This window comes from Ruminococcus sp. 5_1_39BFAA, from assembly GCF_964240875.1.
GTDB lineage: Bacteria > Bacillota > Clostridia > Lachnospirales > Lachnospiraceae > Blautia_A.
In genome coordinates this window covers 15644-34484 of record NZ_CAXSVO010000035.1, presented here as the reverse complement: position 1 = coordinate 34484, position 18841 = coordinate 15644, and the positions used below count along the sequence as shown (strand labels likewise).

Sequence of the window (18841 nt, the reverse complement as noted above, 5' to 3'; positions counted from 1 at the left end):
CAGACTGCGCGGTCGATTATTTGAAAAGCGGAAAAATAATTTGCCGTTTGCGTCTCTCTCAATTCGCTGTCCAACAGACATATCCTGACAAGGACTCCCGAAGGTGATGATATCCACAGGCGGGAGGTCTGCCCCACTGATACCCGAAACATCTCCATAATGTTTCATCTGCGGAAGCCTTGCAGTAGTTACACGTACAGCAAATGGCTCAATCTCGGATGCCCACAGAGGCGTCACCCCGGCAAGGATACCCGCCAGGGGAAAGCCCCCGGAGCCGTCAAACAGGCTGCCGAGGGTCAATGTCTTATCTCCCGTCATTCCAGCACACCTCCAGATTCCATGGCTGCCTGCTCCCCTGACGGAAGATCCTCTGTATCCAGCTGCACCACCTCATCCAGTGACAGTTTCTGCCCGTCACGGATGACGTACACATCATCACACCGGCCCTCTTTGTACTTGATATAGCGTTTGACCGCCACATCTACAAATTTCTCTTCCAGTTCCACGCCATAACAGATACGGTCCAGTTCCTCACAGGCAATCAATGTAGATGCCGAGCCGAGGAATCCATCCAGTACAATGCCATTGGTCATCGTACACTGCTTAATCAGGTAAGCGATCAGCGGAACCGGCTTGCTGGACGGATGCCCGCAGCCTTCCTCCTTAGAACTTTTCAGCCTTGGAAAATCAAAAACAGTTACCTGTTTTTGGTCGCCATACCAACGGTGCCGTCCATCTTTACGCCATCCAAAGATGATCGGTTCGTGGATGTATTTCCAGTCCGTCCTTGTCAATACCAGACGGTCCTTCTTCCACACCAGCCCCGCTCCCACTTTGAAACCCGCATCCTCAAACGCATCATGGAAAATCCGGGCTTTTGCCGTTGCATAAAACACATAGATGGATGCGTCATTTGCCATTGCTTCGTGGAAACAGGAAAAGGCTTTCATCAGAAATTCCACTGCATCATGGTCATTCAGGTCATCGTTTGTAATCGTGCCGGATGTACTTTGCAGCGCCACCATATATGGAGGGTCCGTACACACGAGATTTGCTTTGATTTCTCCCATCAGCCGGGTATAGGTTTCCGGCAGGGTGGAATCACCGCAGATGACCGTATGTTTGCCAAGATGCCAGAGATCCCCTTTCTTTGAAAAAGCCGGCCGTTTCAATTCGCTCTCCACATCGAAATCATCTTCCTTGACTTCTTTGTCATGGACTTTATTGAAAAGTTCATCAATTTCCGGCGGGTCAAAACCTGTTTTCCCTAAATCAAAGTCGCTGTCCTCGATGTCCTTCAGCAGATCAGCCAGCAGGGAATCGTCCCACGCCCCCGTGATCTTATTGAGGGCAATGTTCAGCGCCTTCTCCCGGACCTTGTCAATATCGACCACAGCACACGGTACTTCTGTATAGCCAAGGTCCATGGCAACAGTCAGTCTCTGGTGCCCTCCCACGATTGTCATATCGGAATTGACCACAAGCGGGTCCGCAAACCCAAACTCCGTAATGGAATTTTTGATCTTCTCGTACTCCTTATCCCCCGGCTTCAGTTTCTTCCGGGGATTGTATGCGGCCGGCCTGAGTACGCCCACCGGCAGCACTTTCAGTTGTGCAGTTTTCTGCATCCATGCGTCCTCCTTTACTCAGACGCGCATGACCTCTGAGAACGGCACGAAAAAAGAGCCGAATAAGAATCCCGGCTCCGCCTCTTCCCCGTCCGACCGCGTCTGTTCATTCATGGGACACCACTGTGGGTTTTCTCCATTTGCGGATGCAAGCACCCTGTCCTCACAGCAGTCAATCTCATGTACGCAGATATCCATCGTATTGCAGACGCAGTACACACCGATGGTTTTCATCTTATCCTTCATTTCCCTCACGCTCCTTTCGTTTCGCCCGCCCTCTGTTGGCACAGGCATGGCTGCAATATTTCCTCACTCTCCCATACTCCCGGCTTGCCAGAAATGGTTTTCCGCACTCCGGGCAAATAGCTGTCCGGGTAGATTTCCAGTTTTCCGGGTGCGGGTTTCTGTTCTTCCACGCATACCTGCAGGGTTCCGAGCAGAATATCCTCGGACGGCCTTTGTCGTTTGGCGTGACCGCCGCACCGCAGTTGGGGCAGAACCGTTTCGCCATATCCTCCAGCATCTCAGTTTCCGTATTTGCTTCCATCTCTGCCTCTCCTTCCTGTGTGGTTCATGCTGCACCGTTTCCATGCTGCGCCGTAACCCCGCCCATTTTGCGGAAAAATCCCAAAAAACACATAAAAAATGGCGAGGTGAATTTTCCTCCTGTCAGCATGGATGCCGCACGGGTCGTTCCTGTTTCATTCCGGATTTTCATGTTTCACCGGAACAAGCAAAAACACACGAAAGTTCCCATTTTATCAAGGAATTTCATGTGTTTTGGTTCATCTCGGATATTTATAAGATGGGGGCTGGCAGTGCTGCCGCGCCTCTTCGTCTGCTGGTTTCATTTTGCGCCGTAACTGCCAGACCCCCGGCCTATCAAATTCGCGGTTTTTTACGTTTGAGGGGGCGGCGGTCTCCGTGGCACTTCACCACAGAGAAGTGAACCCGGCCCCCGGCGGGCTCTTTCCGCCATAATGTACACAAACAAAACCACGAAAATCCGTGTAATTTATGGCAGCGGATCTGCTGGATATATTCCGCTTTCAGAGGTAACATGACCGTACCGCAAAGAAAGGAGGCATGAACCTTTGAAAGAAAAACAGAAAAGAAACCGCCGCAGGAAAGTCTACTACACTTACCGGGGCAGGAATCTTTCTCCACAAATCCGTCTGGAAGGGAAGTGGCTGGAGCAGCTCGGCTTCACAGCCGGCAGCTTCGTATCCATCCAGTGTGAAAAAAGACGGCTGGTGATTGAAAAAGACACGGATCAATAGGTGTAGGTCGGATTATTATCTTCCGCCCGTGTCTTTTTATCATGACACTGCTTACATAAACTTCTCCAGTTGCTCCGGTCCCAGAACAGTTTTTGGTCGCCACGGTGTGGAGTGATGTGGTCAACCACTGTCGCCTTCACATACCGCGGCGGCTGTTTCTTCATGCACAGCACACACATCGGATGCGCCCGCAGGTATTCCCGGCTGGCCTTTTGCCATCTCTTGCCGTACCCTCGCTTTGCAGCTGACCGCACTTCTTCCGGGTGCAGTGCTTTGTGTTTTTCACAATATTTCTGTCCGTAGGAGACAAGAGCCGCACATCCGGGATGTCTGCACGGCGTGTTTGGTCTGTATGGCATCTGATCCACCTCCCATCTTCAAAAAATTTTTTTCAATCCGTTGCTATTTCGGTGCAATTTGAGTATAATAATAGTGAGCCAAGTGCTCGCCGGTCATGACGGCAAGAATATCATGAACGTGTATGTTTAGCTTCCGCAAGCGACGGGGTGCTGCAAAGCGTAGAATATCGCTTACTTGTAGAAGGGCTTGCCGCAAGGCAGGCCCTTCGTTTTTACGGGAGGATATCTTTGTTATGAGACTTGTTTCCATCGACACAACACTTTTTGATAAATATAAAAATGATCCAGAGGTTCTTACGAAATCCAAACGCCCCTATGTACTTGTAATTCGTTTGAAGTACAAAGGGAAGAACTGTGATTTTGCTATTCCGATTCGTTCCAACATTCCTGCCGCAGCACCTAAGGATCAGTATTTTGCCTTACCTCCCAGACCTACTACACGCCCTAAAAACAGGCATGGCCTGCACTACATAAAAATGTTTCCCGTTACCAAACAATATCTCAGACGGTATCGCACCGAAGGTAACCAATTTGCCACACTGATTCAGACCATCATCGATAAAAACACAAAAACAATTGTGGATGATTGTCAGGCATATCTTGACGCATATGCCAACGGACACCATCCACAATTCTCAACGGATATTGATTATCTGCTTTCGCAGCTTTTCTCAGACAACTGATTTTTATTTCACGGGCTTCCAACCAGGGAAGCCTTTTTTATTCCTCCCACGGAAGTCCAGGCTTCCCGAAGTGTCCATAGGCAGATACCAAGTTATAGTCCACATCCCGGAGATGCAGCCGGTTAATAATCCCCCTTGGTGTCAGATCATAGCTGTCCTCCACATAAGCCTGGATAAAATCCAGCGGCTGATACTCTGTACCGAAGCAGTCCACGTTGACTGACACAGGATGTTCCATCCCGATGGCATAGGCAATCTGAATTTCACACTGCTCCGCATATCCGGCCTGCACAATGTCGCGGGCAATCTTCCGTGCCATATACGCAGCCGAACGGTCTACCTTGCTTGGATCTTTCCCGGACAGCGCACCACCGCCAAGCCTGCCGATGCCGCCATAAGTATCACAGGCAAGTTTCCTTCCTGTCACACCACAGTCAGCAAAAGAGCCGCCGACCACAAACCGTCCGGTCGGATTGACCAGTTTTACGAAGTCACCGTTCAGCCCGTACTCACAGGCAGCCAGCACCATCATCCCTTCGATGACGTGACGGAAATCGCTGACCTCCACATCCGGGCTGTGCTGCACGGAGCAGAGGAAAGCAGTGATCCGTCCGCTGCTGTAATCAAAACTGACCTGTGCCTTGGCATCCGCCCGGAACATTTTTGACGGGTGGTTCTTCAGAAGCCGCAGGAACTTGGTCGCCACGGCAAATGGAACCGGAAGGAGCTCCGGCGTTTCATTCGTAGCATACCCGAACATGATGCCCTGATCTCCGGCTCCGCCCTTATCCACACCAAGGGCGATGTCCGGCGACTGCTCCTTTACCATAAGGGCAACATCCAGCGGGCTGATGATCTCCATCCTGCCATATTCTGTCTTTCCCTTTCCGATACGCTCCAGCACATCATCCACCAGTTCCCGGTAGTCCGGCTGGTGCTTACTGGTCAGTTCCCCGGCAATGATCAGGCGGCTGTCCTTTAACAGACACTCAATCGCCACCCTGCTTTCTTTGTCATGTACCAGACAGTCCGTCACAATGGCATCCGCAACCTGGTCACAGATTTTATCGGGATGCCCGTCTGACACCTGTTCGCATGTTAAAATCCTGCTCATAGTTTTACTTCTCCTCTCGTTTGGTTTATGTATCAAAGCAGGCACCCTTTGCCGCTGCTCACCCTGTAGGGATTCCCACAAAGCAAGCTGGCGCAAAGGATGCCTGATATGGTCTCATATACTTTGTGGTAAGATATGATCCGTTACACACAATGATCCTCCAATCGCAGGACCGGCATAAGAAAAACCGTTAACGCCATATCTCGTGCAAACCATTTGAATTCCTTTCATTTTCTTTTTGGGGCAACTTGTGGCAAGTAAAAACAGTAAAATATATAAAAGAAAATAATAAATAGAAAATACGGTTTTTACTTGCCACGTCCTGCCCCATATTTTTCAAAGGGAACTTCCATTTTTCAAAAATACTTAAAAGTGCTGGTAAATTGCTGGACTACACAGGTTTAAACTCTTTTTTCGCATCCTGAAGCACATCGTTTTGTTCATCCTCTTCTCCAAGCTCCTGCTCCCGGAATCTGCATCCAATAATTAGAGATGTCTTTTCCCCGCCATCTTTCGGTCTCCGGCGTTCAATTGTGAATCTCTTCTCCATTGCATTTTTAAAGTTCTTCACATTTTCTGCATTATAGTTGTACTTCCTGCACCAGTCTGAGTAGAGCTTATATGCGGCGGCAGAACGGACCTCATACGCCTCCCCTTCTTCCAGCCACGCTTCAATAAACTGCCCGATACGGTCAGAATCATTCCGATAATCCTGGATTGCTTCTACCACAGCATTTGGGGATGCCAGCCTGAACTTTCGGAATTCTTTATACCCCTCCAAACACCAGTTGAAGATTCCGGATAAATTCTCTTCTTCAGCAAACAGGGCTTTCAGCCCCTTATCCTGCTCTGCTTCTTCAAAATGGCGTTTAAAAGGGATAATCTTCAGGCGCCCGGAATCAAACAGCGTCATATCTGACACATTCGGTAGATAATTCGTGTTAATGAAAATCTTAAACACTGGTCTGAAATCAAAAGAGTTTTCATGCAGGTATCTGGCATTGATGGTGTCATTCCCCGTGAGCCTCTTAACCAGTGCGGCATTGAACGTAATCTTTTTCTCCGGCTCCGAGATATTCACAAAACGGATGCCCGCAAGACGGGCGATTTCTTCAGACGGCCCGGATGCATTGGTGTTTCCAAACTTTGTGGACAGCATCTCCGGATTAGAGGTTTTCCCATAGTCGCCCATGATTTTAAGAAAAGTCTCCATTGTGGTACCCTTGCCATTTCGGGAAGTCGCGCCATAGAGAATGAACATACATTCAAGTGATGTATCTCCTGTCAAAGCGTAACCCAGAGCCCGCTGAAGGTAAGATGCCAGTTCACTATCGTTACACATGACTTCGCTGATAAATGAATTCCAGCGCGGGCAGACCGCATTCGGATCATAGGCAATTCCGGATACCATCGTCAGGAAATCATCCGGCCTGTGCTCCCGGAACTCCATCGTCTGTAAATTAAGCGTACCGTTCTGACAATTGAACAAATGGGTACTGCGGTCAAAGGCTGACATGGGAATCGGATGCACTGACTTGGCATCCTCCACCATTGTTTTCCGGTTCTTTCTCAATTGCAGCTTCTGTACCCGTTTGATATAACGGTTACGGGTATCCTCATCCTTGATCTGAAGGGCGAATGTATACAGCTTATCTGCCAGCAGCTTCGCAAGCTCCGCCACTTTCAGACCTCCCTCATCCGGCCGCCATATCCGCCCGTCATAGACATACCATATCCCACGGTCACGGTTATATCGGGCAATGGGAAGAAAAAAATCAGCAAAGGCATTCCCGATGCCGATTTCATCCCGTCCATACCTTGGGTTGGAATGCGGTTTCATTTCCTCCAGTGTCAAGGTAATATTGGAAAGATCGGCCTGGAAATCAGCAGCTTTCTTCTGTTCTCTTTCCAGATCGGCAAAGTCCTCCTCCGCTCCATTGGAAATATTGTGTACATCCACCGGCAGGTAAATCTGCTGGCAGGTTGCCACCGCATTGCGGATAGTAATCCCTCCATAAGTCGTACCTGCCTGTTTCCTGTCCCACTTCGGGCGCATCATGCCGGAAGTACGGAAAATACGGTCCATCTGTTCTTCATCGCATCCACACCAGAATGCCAGCATGGAGAGGAACCCCATATCCGCATCTGACTGGTTATCAAAGTATCTCTGCCAATTGCCGTTATAATAGTCGGTGAACCGTTCTCCATTGGCAGACTTTTTCGCATGTTCCAGTACCTGCTCATCTGTCAGATAGGAACACGGCTCAATGTGTGTGTTCACCACCTGGGATTTCCGTTTCATGAACGTGTCCAGTACATTTTGGAGTGCTCCCATATCCGCCGGTACCGAACCTGCGCGGTACTGGTCCCCTGTGACGGTTACAAATCGGTTCGTTGCTCCCGGAAGATACACTTCCAGCCCATGCGTCCGATTATTGATGTAATAAATCGTCTTATCAAAAATGAAATCCGCATCCACATGGAAGAACCCACGAAGTCCGCTGCCGGACGGGGAACGTTCAAAGTATGCATCTTTAAAAACTCCCAGTACGGAAGCCGCCACGTCATTTAAGGTGCCGTCCTCCCGGATACAGTGGTCAATATCAATGGCACCAATGCCGGAGGAAACCCGGATTCCGATACCGTCATATCCGCCCATCGCAAAAGATTTCATTGCAGTGGCAAAATCTGAAAAAGTCTCCCCATTATTGCTTTGGGCCTTCTGCCCGGTAACGGGGTTATAAGGAACTTTCGTCAGGCGAGCAGACCTGCCTTTCCCCTTTTCTTTCTTCCATACGCAGAACCGGCAGGACTCTTTTAAATCCGCCGGGATGTTTACAAAATTAACTGTGCCCACAAATTCTCACACTCCTTTGCCGCTAATACAGGCATTCCACCTGTCAGATATACGGCGTGACGTAATACCCAGATGCACCTCCACGGCCTTTTCAATCTCATGTATTCTGTCCTCTCCAACATGCCCTACAAAACTTTTGAGGGCGCACTTGCCAATGGTAGTCACCTGCTCCGCCAGCACCATGGAAGGTTCAAGACTAGGACAGTCTGACGCTTCCGTCAAAACATGCGTTGGAAGATATGCTTTTTTCTTCTTGGAAGTCATCGGCACGACTGTCACAGTACCGGAATGCCCGTTTGCCGTGTCATTGCTCATAATAAATACCGGCCGGCATCCTTCCTGGACACTCGTCCCCGGATGCTTCCCAAGCTCTGCAAACCAAATGTCACCACGATGTGGCCCCAAACTGCTCTGTTGTTCTGGCATTTCAAAATTTTCATCGCAGCCGGTATGTACTTGCTCCATTTTCATCGTTACCAGACGTTTTGCACCCGTTTTCATCTTTCTGGTATACGCAGATTTTTTCCTACGGTTTTTCCTGCCCATATCATTTTTCTCCTCCTTCCATTCAATCACATAAGAAAAGCCAGAATGGAAACTGTCATGGCTGTTCCCGCTCTGGCTTTTTCGTTTGCTCTTGCGCATTATAATAATAGCATATCGCTTTGGTATCCCGGAGAGGGCAAAAAGGGACACTTTTACTGGTTGATTGACTCTTTTACCTTTCCCGCCAAGTCCAAATACCATCTGGAGTAAGTAAGAAGATAAGCCTTAGTTTTTCCCAGCGCTCTCTGGACAGTTTTTTTATTCACACTGTGCTTCTGCATAATCTCCTGATAGCTCATCCTTTCAAAATACCGGTCATAGGCAATTTCACGGTACTGGCCCTCTGGGAGCCCCTCCATTCCGGTTTCCAAAACCATGATCTGGGTACTGGCATCAAAATAAGCAAACAAGGCTTTCTTGTCCTCTTCTGACATCGGCAGTCCCATCAGTTCTTTTATTTTTCCCACATTCAGGAAGGTAATCTCCCCCTCCTCAATCTCTGCCATAGTAAGCAGGCTTTTTCTCCTGCTCTCAAAATAGCGGCAGTATTCCCTTAGTTCCGGCAGCCTTCGGATGATTTCTTTGAGCATGATGGCACACTCCGCGTCAGCTTTATGTACATCCCCCATGCGTTTCCATCCAAATCCCCTCTTTACAGGTTTCTCAGTCATTTTATTTATTCCTTTCTTTCCTTTTCCTGCTGGCATTCCCTCCGCAGATTATCCATGTACCGGCTATACATAGGAAAACAGCTGGCATTCTTCAGATGATCGGCTATTGCCTGCAAACATTTTTTCTTTGTCTGACTGATCTGTTTATTATGCAAAGTCCCTTTTTTATAGGCAGCGCATATTTGCCGGTAGGTCCTTTTTCTCAAAAAAATCCTTTCAAAAATATCCTGTTCTTTTTTGCTCATCCGCTCCCTCATAGCGGTTTCCACGGTTTCGATCTTCCAGCAAAGATATGCGTAATCCCTGGCCGTTTCAGCCATTTCCTGTTTCAGCCGCCTGTTCATCTTCTCCACATACCCGCTGTCCAGCAAAGCGGCAATCCGCTCCGGGATATTGCTGATATTACTCGTCTGTACCCGCTCGGTATTGTAACCCACACTTACGGCAGACAAATCCCGGATTGCCATTTCCTCTGTATACGGGATAACCCCGGCATCAATCAACGCTTTAAGCTGTACCCTGTCATCAAGCATCCTTCCATATGTTTCTGCCAGAAAAAGGGCAGCCTCCTGAAAAAACACTTCTCCCGAATCCTGCTCCGCTTTCGGGTTCTGCCCCGCCTCCTGGTTCTGTCCGGCATTGACCGTTTTGTCATTCATCGTCCACCCTCCTTCCGGCAAAATTCCTGTGTGCTCCATGTTTCCAGTATCAATACAGCCTCGCCTTCACTGCCGCGATCAGCTTTTCCTGTGTGATATCTTTTTGCTCCAGTGCCGCCATCACGTCCTCATCTACCGTATCCTTACAGATGATATGGTGGATCGTCACCACATCTGTCTGCCCCTGCCGCCAGAGTCTGGCATTGGTCTGCTGGTATAGTTCCAGGCTCCATGTCAGTCCGAACCAGATCAGGATGTGTCCGCCCGACTGGATATTTAATCCATGTCCTGCGCTGGCTGGATGGATAAGGGCTACCTGAATATTCCCTCCGTTCCAGTCCCTGATATCTTTGGATTCTTTGATATCCCGCGGCTTGTACCCCATACTTGACAGATGCTCCATAATCCTCTGCCGATCATGCTTGAACCAGTAGGCGACAAGGACAGACTGGCCGTTGGCGGCTTCAATCAGATCCTCCAGTTTTTCCAATTTTCTTTGATGGATCTCCCGCACGGCGCTGTTCTCGTCATAGACCGCACCGTTTGCCATCTGCAGGAGCTTCCCTGTCAGAGAAGCGGCATTGGCTGCGTCGATATCCGCATCCTTCAAAGGGATAATCAAATCCTTACGCAGCATATCGTAAAGTTTCCGCTCTTTTTTATCCATCTCCACATAGTGCCGGGCCGGCACACAGTCCGGCATATGGAGGTAATCCATCGCTTTCATGGAAATCGTAATATCGGCAATCTTCCCATAAATCTGCTCCTCCGCTCCGGGGCGCGGGACATACTGGAATACCACCCCTGTCTGTGGGTTCATGCTTCCGGCCTTAAAGTATGCCTCCCGGTATCTGCCGATGAAACGCCCCAGCCTTTCTCCTCCGTCAAGGATTCCAATCTCCGCCCACAGATCCATAAGTCCATTGGAAGTTGGCGTACCGGTCAGCCCTATCATACGCTTCACAAACGGACGCACTTTCCGCAGCCACTTGAAACGCTGTGACTCGTGGTTCTTGAACGAGGAAAGTTCATCAATAATAACGGCGTCAAAGTCCCATCGCAACCCATTTTTCTCGTAATATTCTACAAGAAACTTTACATTCTCCCGGTTAATTACATAAACCATTGCCGGATGGTTCAAAGCGGCTATCCTTGTTTTCTTATCCCCCACAATAACTGACACGTCTATATCTTCCAAATGATCCCATTTCCCTGCTTCAGTCGGCCATGTGTCCCTTGCCACACGGAGAGGTGCGATCACCAGCGCCTTGGACACTTCACAGGTATCCAGCATCAGATCCCGGATCGCGGATAAAGTGATTACTGTCTTGCTCTCAGCCGAGGCCCATATCCAGAAATAGTCCTGCGATTGGATGAGATTTGATATACTCAATACAATAGCTCTGGTATTCATGCGGTATGAACTTCATCGGGCATCATCCCCTTTCCCTGCCTCTGTATCCTTTGCGGGCAGTTCTGTATTTTCAATCTCCGGTACCTGCACCCCAATACCCGTGGGTATCGGCTCCCCCGGATTCCATTCCGCCAGCGCCCTGATTGCCGGCTGTATCTGTTCCATGCTGTCCACACAGAAGACCGGGAAGCCGAGCGCCTCCAGCTGCTTACGCCGTTTCCTTTGCAGGGGGCGCATCTGTTTTCCCGGTGCTTTCAGTTCCACAAATGCCGCTTTCCCGCTAAAAAAGAGTACCAGACGGTCCGGTACCCCATTCCTGCTCTGCGATGTGAATTTAAGTGCCTCTCCTCCCGCTTTCCGGACGGCATCAACAAATGCTTTTTCAACTGCTGACTCCCTCATTTATCTCCCGCCTTTCCAATACGGGCACCATCTGCCCTCCGGTCGCTGCTCATAATCCGGGCGGCTGTAGTTTTTGCATCCATTCGCGCTTTCTACCGGGTCCCAGCCGCACCAGTAACGGCAGTTTTCACAGCACTGGTCGTCCACATACACTTCTCTCTCACGGATAATCTCATCATTTCTGTTCCATCCCGCCATTATCCGTTCAGCTCCTTCCACTGCTGCCCCGTCATCGTTGCTACCTGCCACCCGATGCCCTCCAGCGCAGTCGCCCGGTCGTAAGACTCTACCTCCTGGCTTGCCCGCGTGATGGCATTGGATAAACCGTACTTTGAGAGGTTACCGCCGGAAATCAGATACTGCAGGATACTGTCCTGCTCGTCCTGGTTCAGCCCATAGCTGCGGCCGGTAAGTTCCACCACCTCCGGCACCTTTCCTGTAATCGGCACATCGGCCGCCTCTTTTAATCTGCCCACTACCTGTGCAAAACGGCTCTCTTCAATCGCCGCAGCCGTCACATCCCGGAGTTTCAGAAGAAACGCCTTGTCTTCCGCCTCAATAGTCTCATCCGAATAAATGTGAAAGCTGTCCTCTAACGCTTTGGCAGTCCTTCCCACATGGTTCTTCCGTTCGCCCATGTCATTGACTATCATTCCGTTCGTACACACAAGGCGGTAGACCAGCGGCTGTACGGAAACGGAACCAAGGCCGACCTCTGAGTTTGAGATCAGCACGCCGGCCTGCACATAGTCTCCCGGAGCAACCGCCATCTCCAATCGGTGATTCACGATTTTTAAATACAGACGGTTCTCCGTCACCTCACAGGAAACCACTTCATACTGTTCCTGCCCGGCAAATAACGGAAGGACTGCCGTGGCGATATCCATATTGTCAATACGGCGGTACCGTTCCGAAAGGAGCGCCCTTGCCACCGGACCGCTGCCGTAATCCATGGAGCGGATCATATAGCTGCCCGTCTTATCCGCAAACCATGCGTTCACGTTCTCTGCCAGCAGTTCCGGTTTCTGCGCCGACATCATGTCATAATACTTTGCCGGGATGCCAAGTGCCGATGCCACCTGCCTGTGGAAAAGTTGGCTGGTATCAAAGACCTCCTGCTGCCCGGAAACTGCATGGTTAATCTCAAATGTCCGGCCGTCATCCCTGAGATGGAATGCCTCGGCCGGCCCGATATAATCCCTCTTCGCCCTGCTCTGGCGGTCCAGTTCCGCCATGACTTCTTTTAAACTTCTGCCTGTTTTCATAAAATCCTCCTTCCGATGTCAGACTTTTTCCGCTGATTTGCTGACCTTATCAGCACCGCCCGCTGCCATTCCCATCTCCTTCAGACGTTTTTGGTGCTTCTTTCTGATTATTTCTTTTGCCTTATCCAAAGCATGGGATCGCATCGTGCGGATCAGCCTGTCCCCGTCAATGTCTGTCAACGTCCCATACCAGGCAGAATGGAAAAACACCTCAAGTTCCACCTTTTCCATGTTCAAGCGTACCTGCTTTTCCCCCGTAGGGCGGGAAAACAACTGGAGCAGAATCCTTTCGTAATCCCGTACCGCCTGTTTCACAATAGCGGTGACCAGGTTCTCATAGCACTCCTCCATACTGCCGGAAGCACCTCCCGGCAGTGTTCCTCCTGCAATGCAGCCCTCAGTCTTCCCATTCATCCTCACCCTCCTCCGGTACGGAATTACCTGACAGGAAGTTTTTCATGCACTCCCCATCATACCGCTCTAATTCCGCTGCCGCCGTTTCCATATATCCGTCTGCAGCATCAAACACACCCAGTCTGCCCAGCACCTTTTTATATTTTTCCAACAGGTCCGTCCTGCCATTTTTGACCAGACATTTCAGGCATTCCTGCTGTTCTTTCCGGTTCCTGCTCTTATTTTTATAAAACGGGCAGTCCCGTTCCCCAAAACTGTTATCCATAAGGGCAATGCATCTTCCTTTCTGCCAAGCATGGCAGTCCGGGTGCACCCCACAGACAGGAAACTGCTCCCTTTCCTCCCGGATTTTCTCCTCACTTTTTGGTCTTCCTGCTTTTGCCATCGTCACCCTCCTTTAGAATCCAATCAATACGGAACGGATATGCTTCCCTCACAATTCCCGGCTGCATATCCGCCAGATATTGTCTGCTGCCTTTTGCAGTTTCTTACGGTCAAGCCTCTGGGCATGGAGCAGTTCTTCCAGGGTTTCCGCCTCCTCCTTAATATCGCTCAGCATAGACCGCTGGTGCTCCCCCTGCCGCTCCAGTTCTTTTTCATGCTCCTTGTCCGCAAGTTCAAATTCTGCTTCCATCTCCCCGATATCCGCAAGGTGTTCTTCCAGATAATGCTGGATATCATTGCCAGCACAATCCCCTACAATATCAAGAATGTCACGGATGCCGAACACAGCCACATTTCTCCCGTCTTTGACTGATAATACATGAGCCATTTTTCCACCTCTAATCCTTAAAATAATAAGAAGGTGCTTCGTAACCGGCAGCGTCCAAAGGGCAGTCCGGGCACCACAGAGGGTTTTCTGCCATCAGCCGGCAGACCTCGTCCACCTTGTATCTTCCAACCGGCGCCTCAATGATCACTTCATCGTGTACATGGCCGACAATCTCAAACCCAGCCTGTTCCAGCCGCCGCATGGCTTCCGCAAGGATGTCCCTCGCTGTTGCTTGTGTACAGTTTTCCACCATACGGCCTCCGTAGCTCTCCTGCCTCGCCCAGTTATTGTTTGCGCCCATCCCCTCAAAGGTCAGGCTCATCCTCCCAAACCTGTTAGGCTGGAGCCTCGGTTTCAGATAAGCCAGCTTCCGCCCGCTTGGCAGCACCATCCAGAGCGTGTTTCCATAAAACTGAAACCCGACTTTTCCAACAACGTGTTCCTCATGGGTTTTAACCGTTTCTGTGGCAGCTTTCTCCACATCCCACCAAAACTGCACGATGTGCGGGGAAGCGTTTCTCCACTGTTCGATGATATCCGGGAGTTCTCCTTCTTTTAGGCCCATTTCCAGTGCGCCCATAGAAATCAACGCACCGCTGCCTCCCTGATAGCCACACGCCAGTTCCGCAACCTTCCCTTTCTGCCTCAGTTCCCCATTGACCCCATGCTTTACTACGGGCACGCCGAACATCTGTGATGCCGATGCGCAGTATATGTCCTCCCCATTACGGAAAGCATCCAGCCGCCACTGCTCCCCGGCCAGCCATGCCAGCACCCTCGCCTCAATGGCGGAAAAGTCAGCAACAATAAACTCGTACCCCTCCTTCGGAACCAGCATCGTCCGGATCAGCTGTGAAAGAATGTCAGGTGCATTCCCATAGATGGATTCCAAAAATTCAAACTCCCCCATTTTTACAAGCTCCCTGGCTTCATCCAGTGTGCTGATCTCATTTCTCACAAGATTTTGCAGCTGGATCAGACGGCCGGCCCACCGGTTTGTCTTTGCTGCCCCATTGAACTGGAACAGCCCCCTTGCCCTTCCGTCCTCACAGACGCACCGCTGTGCAGCCTGGTACTTTTTCACACTGGACTTTGCCATCTGTAACCGGAGTTTCAGCATATCCAGTGCTTCCTGGTCGCAGCCATTCTTATCAAGGTCTGTGATCATTGCCGCCACATCCTTTTTCCCAAGGCTCTCCACCGGAATCCCCCGTTCCTCAAGCCAGTTCTTCAGCTGTGAGACGCTGTTCGGGTTCTCAAGGCCGGTCAGCTCATATGCCCTTTTGCCCATTTCATCCGACAGCATCAGGTCACAGACAATTGCCATCTCCACCAGTTCCGTATCAATCTGCACTCCCCGGTCATTGATCCTCTGGTCCATATGGTAATAGTCCCACTCCTGATCCGGCATCGGGAATGCCTCCAGCCGTTTTCGGATGTCACGCTCCGTCCGTACATCCTGCAGGCAGTAATCCTTAAACTTCTGCCATCCTTCCGGATCATGCTCCGGCAGGTTCCTTGTCCTGCCGCCGTTGGCCTTAGTCGGCTTACATGGGACGGAAAAATATTTGATCAAGTTCTCTCCTGCCCTGTCCTTCTGCTGTCCGGTCTTTAATACCTTTGCCGCATTCTTCAACGCCAGCGGCAAAGAAAGAGAGGCGGCGTGTACCATGGAACACCTCCAGGAATCCGGGTCCAGTACCCGCCCAAGGTAATGCCCGATACAGGTCCGTTCAAACTGTGCGTTCCATGCAGCTTTGATGATATCCGGATCATCAACGGCATCCAGGACTTCCTGCGGGATGCTTTCCCCGCAGGCCATATCCACAATTTTTACCTCTTCATCATCAAAAGCGTAAGCAAACAGAAGGATATGGAAATCACCCTCCACATATTTGTAGACGCCACATTTGGTGATGTCTACATCAGAAAATGTTTCTATATCGATCCCAAGTACCTTTGGCTTTTCCCCCGATGTTCTTTCACTCATTCAATCACCTCCGCCGCATGTAAAAAGGGAGGGAAGGATTCCTCCCGCCCTCCCATGTGTCCCATCTGTCTCATCAAAGGGTCAGCTCAGGTAATCCGGCGTGTCATCCCCAAGGACATCCCCGCCGTCATCCTCCAAAGCATCAAAGTCCGCATCCGCTGAAGCCTTCCCTGACAGGCGTTCCCCATCTTTCACAAACTGGATATTCCCAAGCCCCGCCGCAACGCCACGGTTTCCGTTCGCATTGAATGCGTAGAAATTTACGGATACGTTGCAGTAACAGCCGGAATACACCATCATCGGGTCTGTGACCGGCTGCACCCTGCGGTCAACCACCTGCGGGGCATCCTTGCTGGTGGCATTGAGGAAATAGCAGTCCTGATAATTCTCATCATCCGGGCGGTCGATATCACCGTCACGGAGCGGAAGTTTCAGGTTCGGCGGGATCTTACCGCTCCATTTGCGGGTCTTCCCGTCCTCCTTCGCCGCCTCCACAGCTTTCTGGATCTTAGCGATGGTCTTTTTATCCGACTTTGGAATCACGCAGGATACGGAATACTTTTCTTCCCCTCCATTAATTGATTTCGCTTCCCAGATGTTCGCAAAGGAAATGCGGCACGGGATGATCACTTTTGTTGCGCTGAAATTCTTCTGGTTTGCCATAAATGTTTCCCTCCATAATCATTTTTTCTGCTATAAAAGGACGCACAGGACCGGCGAATAAATATGCGCCGTCTATGCGCCCCGGATTATTTGTGTGTCTTTGGTGTGCGGACTGGAACCCACTATTCCAATGCCTCAAATTCATCCCCGGCACTGCTTACGTCCACTGCCGGCCTTGGGTCGCTCTCCGGGACAAGCGCCAGCTTTCCGGGAGGCTTGGCCACATACTTTCCAAGGATCTGTGCAAACTTCTTTCTGCCCATCATCTTCTCAAACTCCGTAAGGGTCAGAAGCTCCTGCTTATAGATATCCGTATAACCCTGTTCCTCCGCGGCTTTTATGACTGCTTTTGTGTCAGTAAATACCCGCTTGGTCCTGCCTTCCACCACTTTATAACCGTCCACCGCCACACCATGGTTGATCGCCTCCCCGGATATAAAAGCAAAAACAGACTCTATCCAGGACGAGATACGGTTCAGGGTTGGCAGGACCGCTACCAGTTCCGGGAAACTCACCAACCCCGGCGCTTTAAATACGGGTGCGGATTCATCCGGATTATAAGGTGCTGTGACATCTGTTTCTTCTGCTGTATCAGCCAGGATGCCGTCATCCAGATCGAGAAACTCTTCCCTGGCAAGCGATAACGCCGCGTCCATACAAGCCCTGCAGACATGTTTTGCCCTGCAGTAATGGCACCATTCCCCCGGATTCTGTTCTCCTTTTCCCTCAAAAGCCATTTTCGCAACGGGTTTCAGCTCTTCGCCCCATGCCAGCAGTTCTTCTTTGCTGCAAGTGAATGTGGAGATATTTTCTATCCTCGGCTGCACAATCGTCATGGAAACTTCCTCTACATCAAAGACATAGTCATAAGCATTTAATGCCCCGCAGCCATATAGCATCAGCTGGCTGTTCCTTTCCGCATCCACATGATGATAGCCGTTCTTGTAGTCAATAACGTGCAGTTTACCTTCCGCGGCAATCAGGCAGTCCCCTGTACCGAATCCTTCCGGCACGATATTAGAGAAGTCAAGCCGCTCCTCCACCAGGACCATAGGGTTCAGCCCCTCCCGTTTCAATTTTTCAACCTGCTCCATGACAAACTGCCTGTAAATTTCCGCATATCCCAGAACTTCTTCCGTATAGAAATCTGACTGCGGCATCTGGACACGCTCGTGGAGATCCTTTCTGACAAGGTACTCACAATACTCGTGTACCGCTGTCCCCTCCTCAGCATAGACGGATGATGCATTTGGGAACTGGTCTTCCAGCCGGGCGGATGGTGTGCAGTGCCTCCATCGCTCTGAACCGGATGCTGTGAGCAGGGCATGTTTCCGCGATGCATGGTCCAGCACGGGGCCGTCCCACCTGTGTCCTGCAAAGTCCTGAGCCCTGACTGGTTTTACTTCTTTCTTACTCATATTACATTTGGTCCCTCCCTGCCTGTGTATTCTTCATAAGCCCTGTTATATGCTCTTGCCGCGTCCTCTTGCGTGGTGAAATATCCGAGCGTTTTCCTCTTTCCATTTATGGTCAGTCTCGCTGTCCACTTTCCACATTTGTGCATCGTTACCCCACGGAATCTGGATCTTGAATTTTCAGGCTTTAAATGGCGCATTCTCTTATAATCCACCTCTTCTATATCATTAAGGGCTGCATATTCTCCCCACATCTTTCTGGCATAATCGTTATATGCGCTTGCAGCAGCGACCTCGTCGTTAAACGCACCGATTGCTGTCTGGATACCATCCTTCCTTATTGCCGCTTCCCACAGTTCCATCTTCTTATTCCAATGGACCCCTTTATACTGCGAGACTGAGTTTTTGAAAGAACCTCTGTTGGCACAGTTCTGTGAACGTGTTACCACTCTGAGATTACATTTACGGTTATCCAGCCTATCCCTATTGATATGGTCTATCTCCATTCCTGGCGGACACGGCATGATCAAATGGCTCATGTGTATGGCATCGTTCTTTTGAGTGGATGGATTATATTTAAAAGCCCGCGCATATCCGCTATGAAAACGCCATTTATATCCACAGATTTTGGGGTAATCCACTGCGTCTATTAAGGCTGCCTTCCCACATGTCAGCGGAATTTGCATAGCAGCATCATTGCCATCCACTC

The 18841-nt window shown here is 50.2% G+C and carries 23 protein-coding genes and 1 pseudogene; 2 read left to right on the top strand and 22 right to left on the bottom strand.

What is annotated here, in order from left to right; translation table 11 throughout:
• The 5 genes from ACESZH_RS21285 to ACESZH_RS21265 form a co-directional block, all read right to left on the bottom strand.
• On the bottom strand, nt 1-318 hold a 318-nt coding region (locus ACESZH_RS21285; protein WP_373218959.1), incomplete at its 3' end, for a DNA cytosine methyltransferase.
• Nucleotides 315-1628: a site-specific DNA-methyltransferase gene (locus ACESZH_RS21280; RefSeq protein WP_373218961.1), complete on the bottom strand. Its 1314-nt coding sequence runs from the start codon at nt 1626-1628 to the stop codon at nt 315-317. The genes ACESZH_RS21280 and ACESZH_RS21285, both read right to left, overlap by 4 nt.
• 18 nt (nt 1629-1646) lie before the next feature.
• Nucleotides 1647-1874, bottom strand: coding sequence for a hypothetical protein (locus ACESZH_RS21275; protein WP_373218962.1), 228 nt, complete (start codon nt 1872-1874; stop codon nt 1647-1649).
• On the bottom strand, nt 1864-2175 hold the full coding sequence (locus ACESZH_RS21270) for a hypothetical protein (RefSeq protein WP_373218964.1): 312 nt from the start codon (nt 2173-2175) through the stop codon (nt 1864-1866). The genes ACESZH_RS21275 and ACESZH_RS21270 overlap by 11 nt, the downstream gene beginning before the upstream one ends.
• Before the next feature lie 24 nt (nt 2176-2199).
• Entirely contained in the window at nt 2200-2346 is a 147-nt protein-coding gene (locus ACESZH_RS21265) for a hypothetical protein (RefSeq protein WP_373218966.1), read from the bottom strand.
• A gap of 376 nt (nt 2347-2722) precedes the next feature.
• Between ACESZH_RS21265 and ACESZH_RS21260 the strand changes: the two genes are divergently transcribed.
• The gene (locus ACESZH_RS21260) at nt 2723-2908 is read left to right on the top strand and encodes a SymE family type I addiction module toxin (RefSeq protein WP_373218967.1); all 186 of its coding nucleotides are present in this window, start codon (nt 2723-2725) and stop codon (nt 2906-2908) included.
• On the opposite strand, the gene ACESZH_RS21255 is transcribed toward ACESZH_RS21260, so the two are convergent.
• A complete protein-coding gene (locus ACESZH_RS21255) occupies nt 2902-3267 on the bottom strand; it encodes an HNH endonuclease (protein ID WP_373218968.1) in 366 nt (121 codons plus the stop codon). The two genes, ACESZH_RS21260 and ACESZH_RS21255, sit on opposite strands and share 7 nt — an antisense overlap.
• Before the next feature lie 233 nt (nt 3268-3500).
• Between ACESZH_RS21255 and ACESZH_RS21250 the strand changes: the two genes are divergently transcribed.
• Nucleotides 3501-3950: a hypothetical protein gene (locus ACESZH_RS21250; RefSeq protein WP_318583166.1), complete on the top strand. Its 450-nt coding sequence runs from the start codon at nt 3501-3503 to the stop codon at nt 3948-3950.
• Nucleotides 3951-3987: 37 nt separating this feature from the next.
• Here the strand turns inward: ACESZH_RS21250 and metK are convergent, their stop codons facing one another.
• From metK to ACESZH_RS21170, 16 genes and pseudogenes are all read right to left on the bottom strand, one after another.
• Nucleotides 3988-5064 (bottom strand): methionine adenosyltransferase, encoded by a 1077-nt coding sequence (metK, locus tag ACESZH_RS21245; RefSeq protein WP_373218969.1) that lies wholly within the window; start codon nt 5062-5064, stop codon nt 3988-3990.
• A 391-nt stretch (nt 5065-5455) separates the two neighbouring features.
• The gene (locus ACESZH_RS21240; RefSeq protein ID WP_262575300.1) at nt 5456-7921 is read right to left on the bottom strand and encodes a phage/plasmid primase, P4 family; all 2466 of its coding nucleotides are present in this window, start codon (nt 7919-7921) and stop codon (nt 5456-5458) included.
• A 6-nt stretch (nt 7922-7927) separates the two neighbouring features.
• The gene (locus ACESZH_RS21235; RefSeq protein ID WP_262575301.1) at nt 7928-8467 is read right to left on the bottom strand and encodes a type II toxin-antitoxin system PemK/MazF family toxin; all 540 of its coding nucleotides are present in this window, start codon (nt 8465-8467) and stop codon (nt 7928-7930) included.
• 152 nt (nt 8468-8619) lie between these two features.
• Nucleotides 8620-9138 (bottom strand): sigma-70 family RNA polymerase sigma factor, encoded by a 519-nt coding sequence (locus ACESZH_RS21230; RefSeq protein WP_158370144.1) that lies wholly within the window; start codon nt 9136-9138, stop codon nt 8620-8622.
• 5 nt (nt 9139-9143) lie between these two features.
• Nucleotides 9144-9797, bottom strand: coding sequence for a hypothetical protein (locus ACESZH_RS21225; protein ID WP_158370146.1), 654 nt, complete (start codon nt 9795-9797; stop codon nt 9144-9146).
• A 49-nt stretch (nt 9798-9846) separates the two neighbouring features.
• A pseudogene (locus tag ACESZH_RS21220) lies at nt 9847-11227 on the bottom strand (SNF2-related protein).
• The gene (locus tag ACESZH_RS21215; RefSeq protein ID WP_318583163.1) at nt 11224-11613 is read right to left on the bottom strand and encodes a VRR-NUC domain-containing protein; all 390 of its coding nucleotides are present in this window, start codon (nt 11611-11613) and stop codon (nt 11224-11226) included. Before ACESZH_RS21215 ends, ACESZH_RS21220 begins: the two are co-directional and overlap by 4 nt.
• Nucleotides 11614-11862, bottom strand: coding sequence for a hypothetical protein (locus tag ACESZH_RS21210; RefSeq protein ID WP_178670071.1), 249 nt, complete (start codon nt 11860-11862; stop codon nt 11614-11616).
• Nucleotides 11811-12878 carry a DUF932 domain-containing protein gene (locus ACESZH_RS21205; RefSeq protein ID WP_318583162.1) on the bottom strand — a complete coding sequence of 356 codons (1068 nt, stop codon included), beginning with the start codon at nt 12876-12878 and terminating at the stop codon, nt 11811-11813. Before ACESZH_RS21205 ends, ACESZH_RS21210 begins: the two co-directional genes overlap by 52 nt.
• Before the next feature lie 18 nt (nt 12879-12896).
• Nucleotides 12897-13292, bottom strand: a complete 396-nt coding sequence (locus ACESZH_RS21200) for a hypothetical protein (RefSeq protein WP_158370154.1) — start codon at nt 13290-13292, stop codon at nt 12897-12899.
• Nucleotides 13276-13677, bottom strand: a complete 402-nt coding sequence (locus tag ACESZH_RS21195) for a hypothetical protein (protein WP_178670075.1) — start codon at nt 13675-13677, stop codon at nt 13276-13278. The genes ACESZH_RS21200 and ACESZH_RS21195 overlap by 17 nt, the downstream gene beginning before the upstream one ends.
• 48 nt (nt 13678-13725) lie before the next feature.
• The gene (locus ACESZH_RS21190) at nt 13726-14064 is read right to left on the bottom strand and encodes a hypothetical protein (protein ID WP_318583161.1); all 339 of its coding nucleotides are present in this window, start codon (nt 14062-14064) and stop codon (nt 13726-13728) included.
• A gap of 10 nt (nt 14065-14074) precedes the next feature.
• Nucleotides 14075-16054, bottom strand: a complete 1980-nt coding sequence (locus tag ACESZH_RS21185; RefSeq protein WP_373218970.1) for a DNA polymerase — start codon at nt 16052-16054, stop codon at nt 14075-14077.
• An 81-nt stretch (nt 16055-16135) separates the two neighbouring features.
• Nucleotides 16136-16717, bottom strand: a complete 582-nt coding sequence (locus ACESZH_RS21180; RefSeq protein ID WP_178670081.1) for a DUF2815 family protein — start codon at nt 16715-16717, stop codon at nt 16136-16138.
• 122 nt (nt 16718-16839) lie between these two features.
• On the bottom strand, nt 16840-18135 hold the full coding sequence (locus ACESZH_RS21175; protein ID WP_158370164.1) for a DUF2800 domain-containing protein: 1296 nt from the start codon (nt 18133-18135) through the stop codon (nt 16840-16842).
• Nucleotides 18132-18839: an HNH endonuclease gene (locus ACESZH_RS21170; RefSeq protein ID WP_373218971.1), complete on the bottom strand. Its 708-nt coding sequence runs from the start codon at nt 18837-18839 to the stop codon at nt 18132-18134. The genes ACESZH_RS21175 and ACESZH_RS21170 overlap by 4 nt, the downstream gene beginning before the upstream one ends.
• Nucleotides 18840-18841 lie beyond the last annotated feature (2 nt).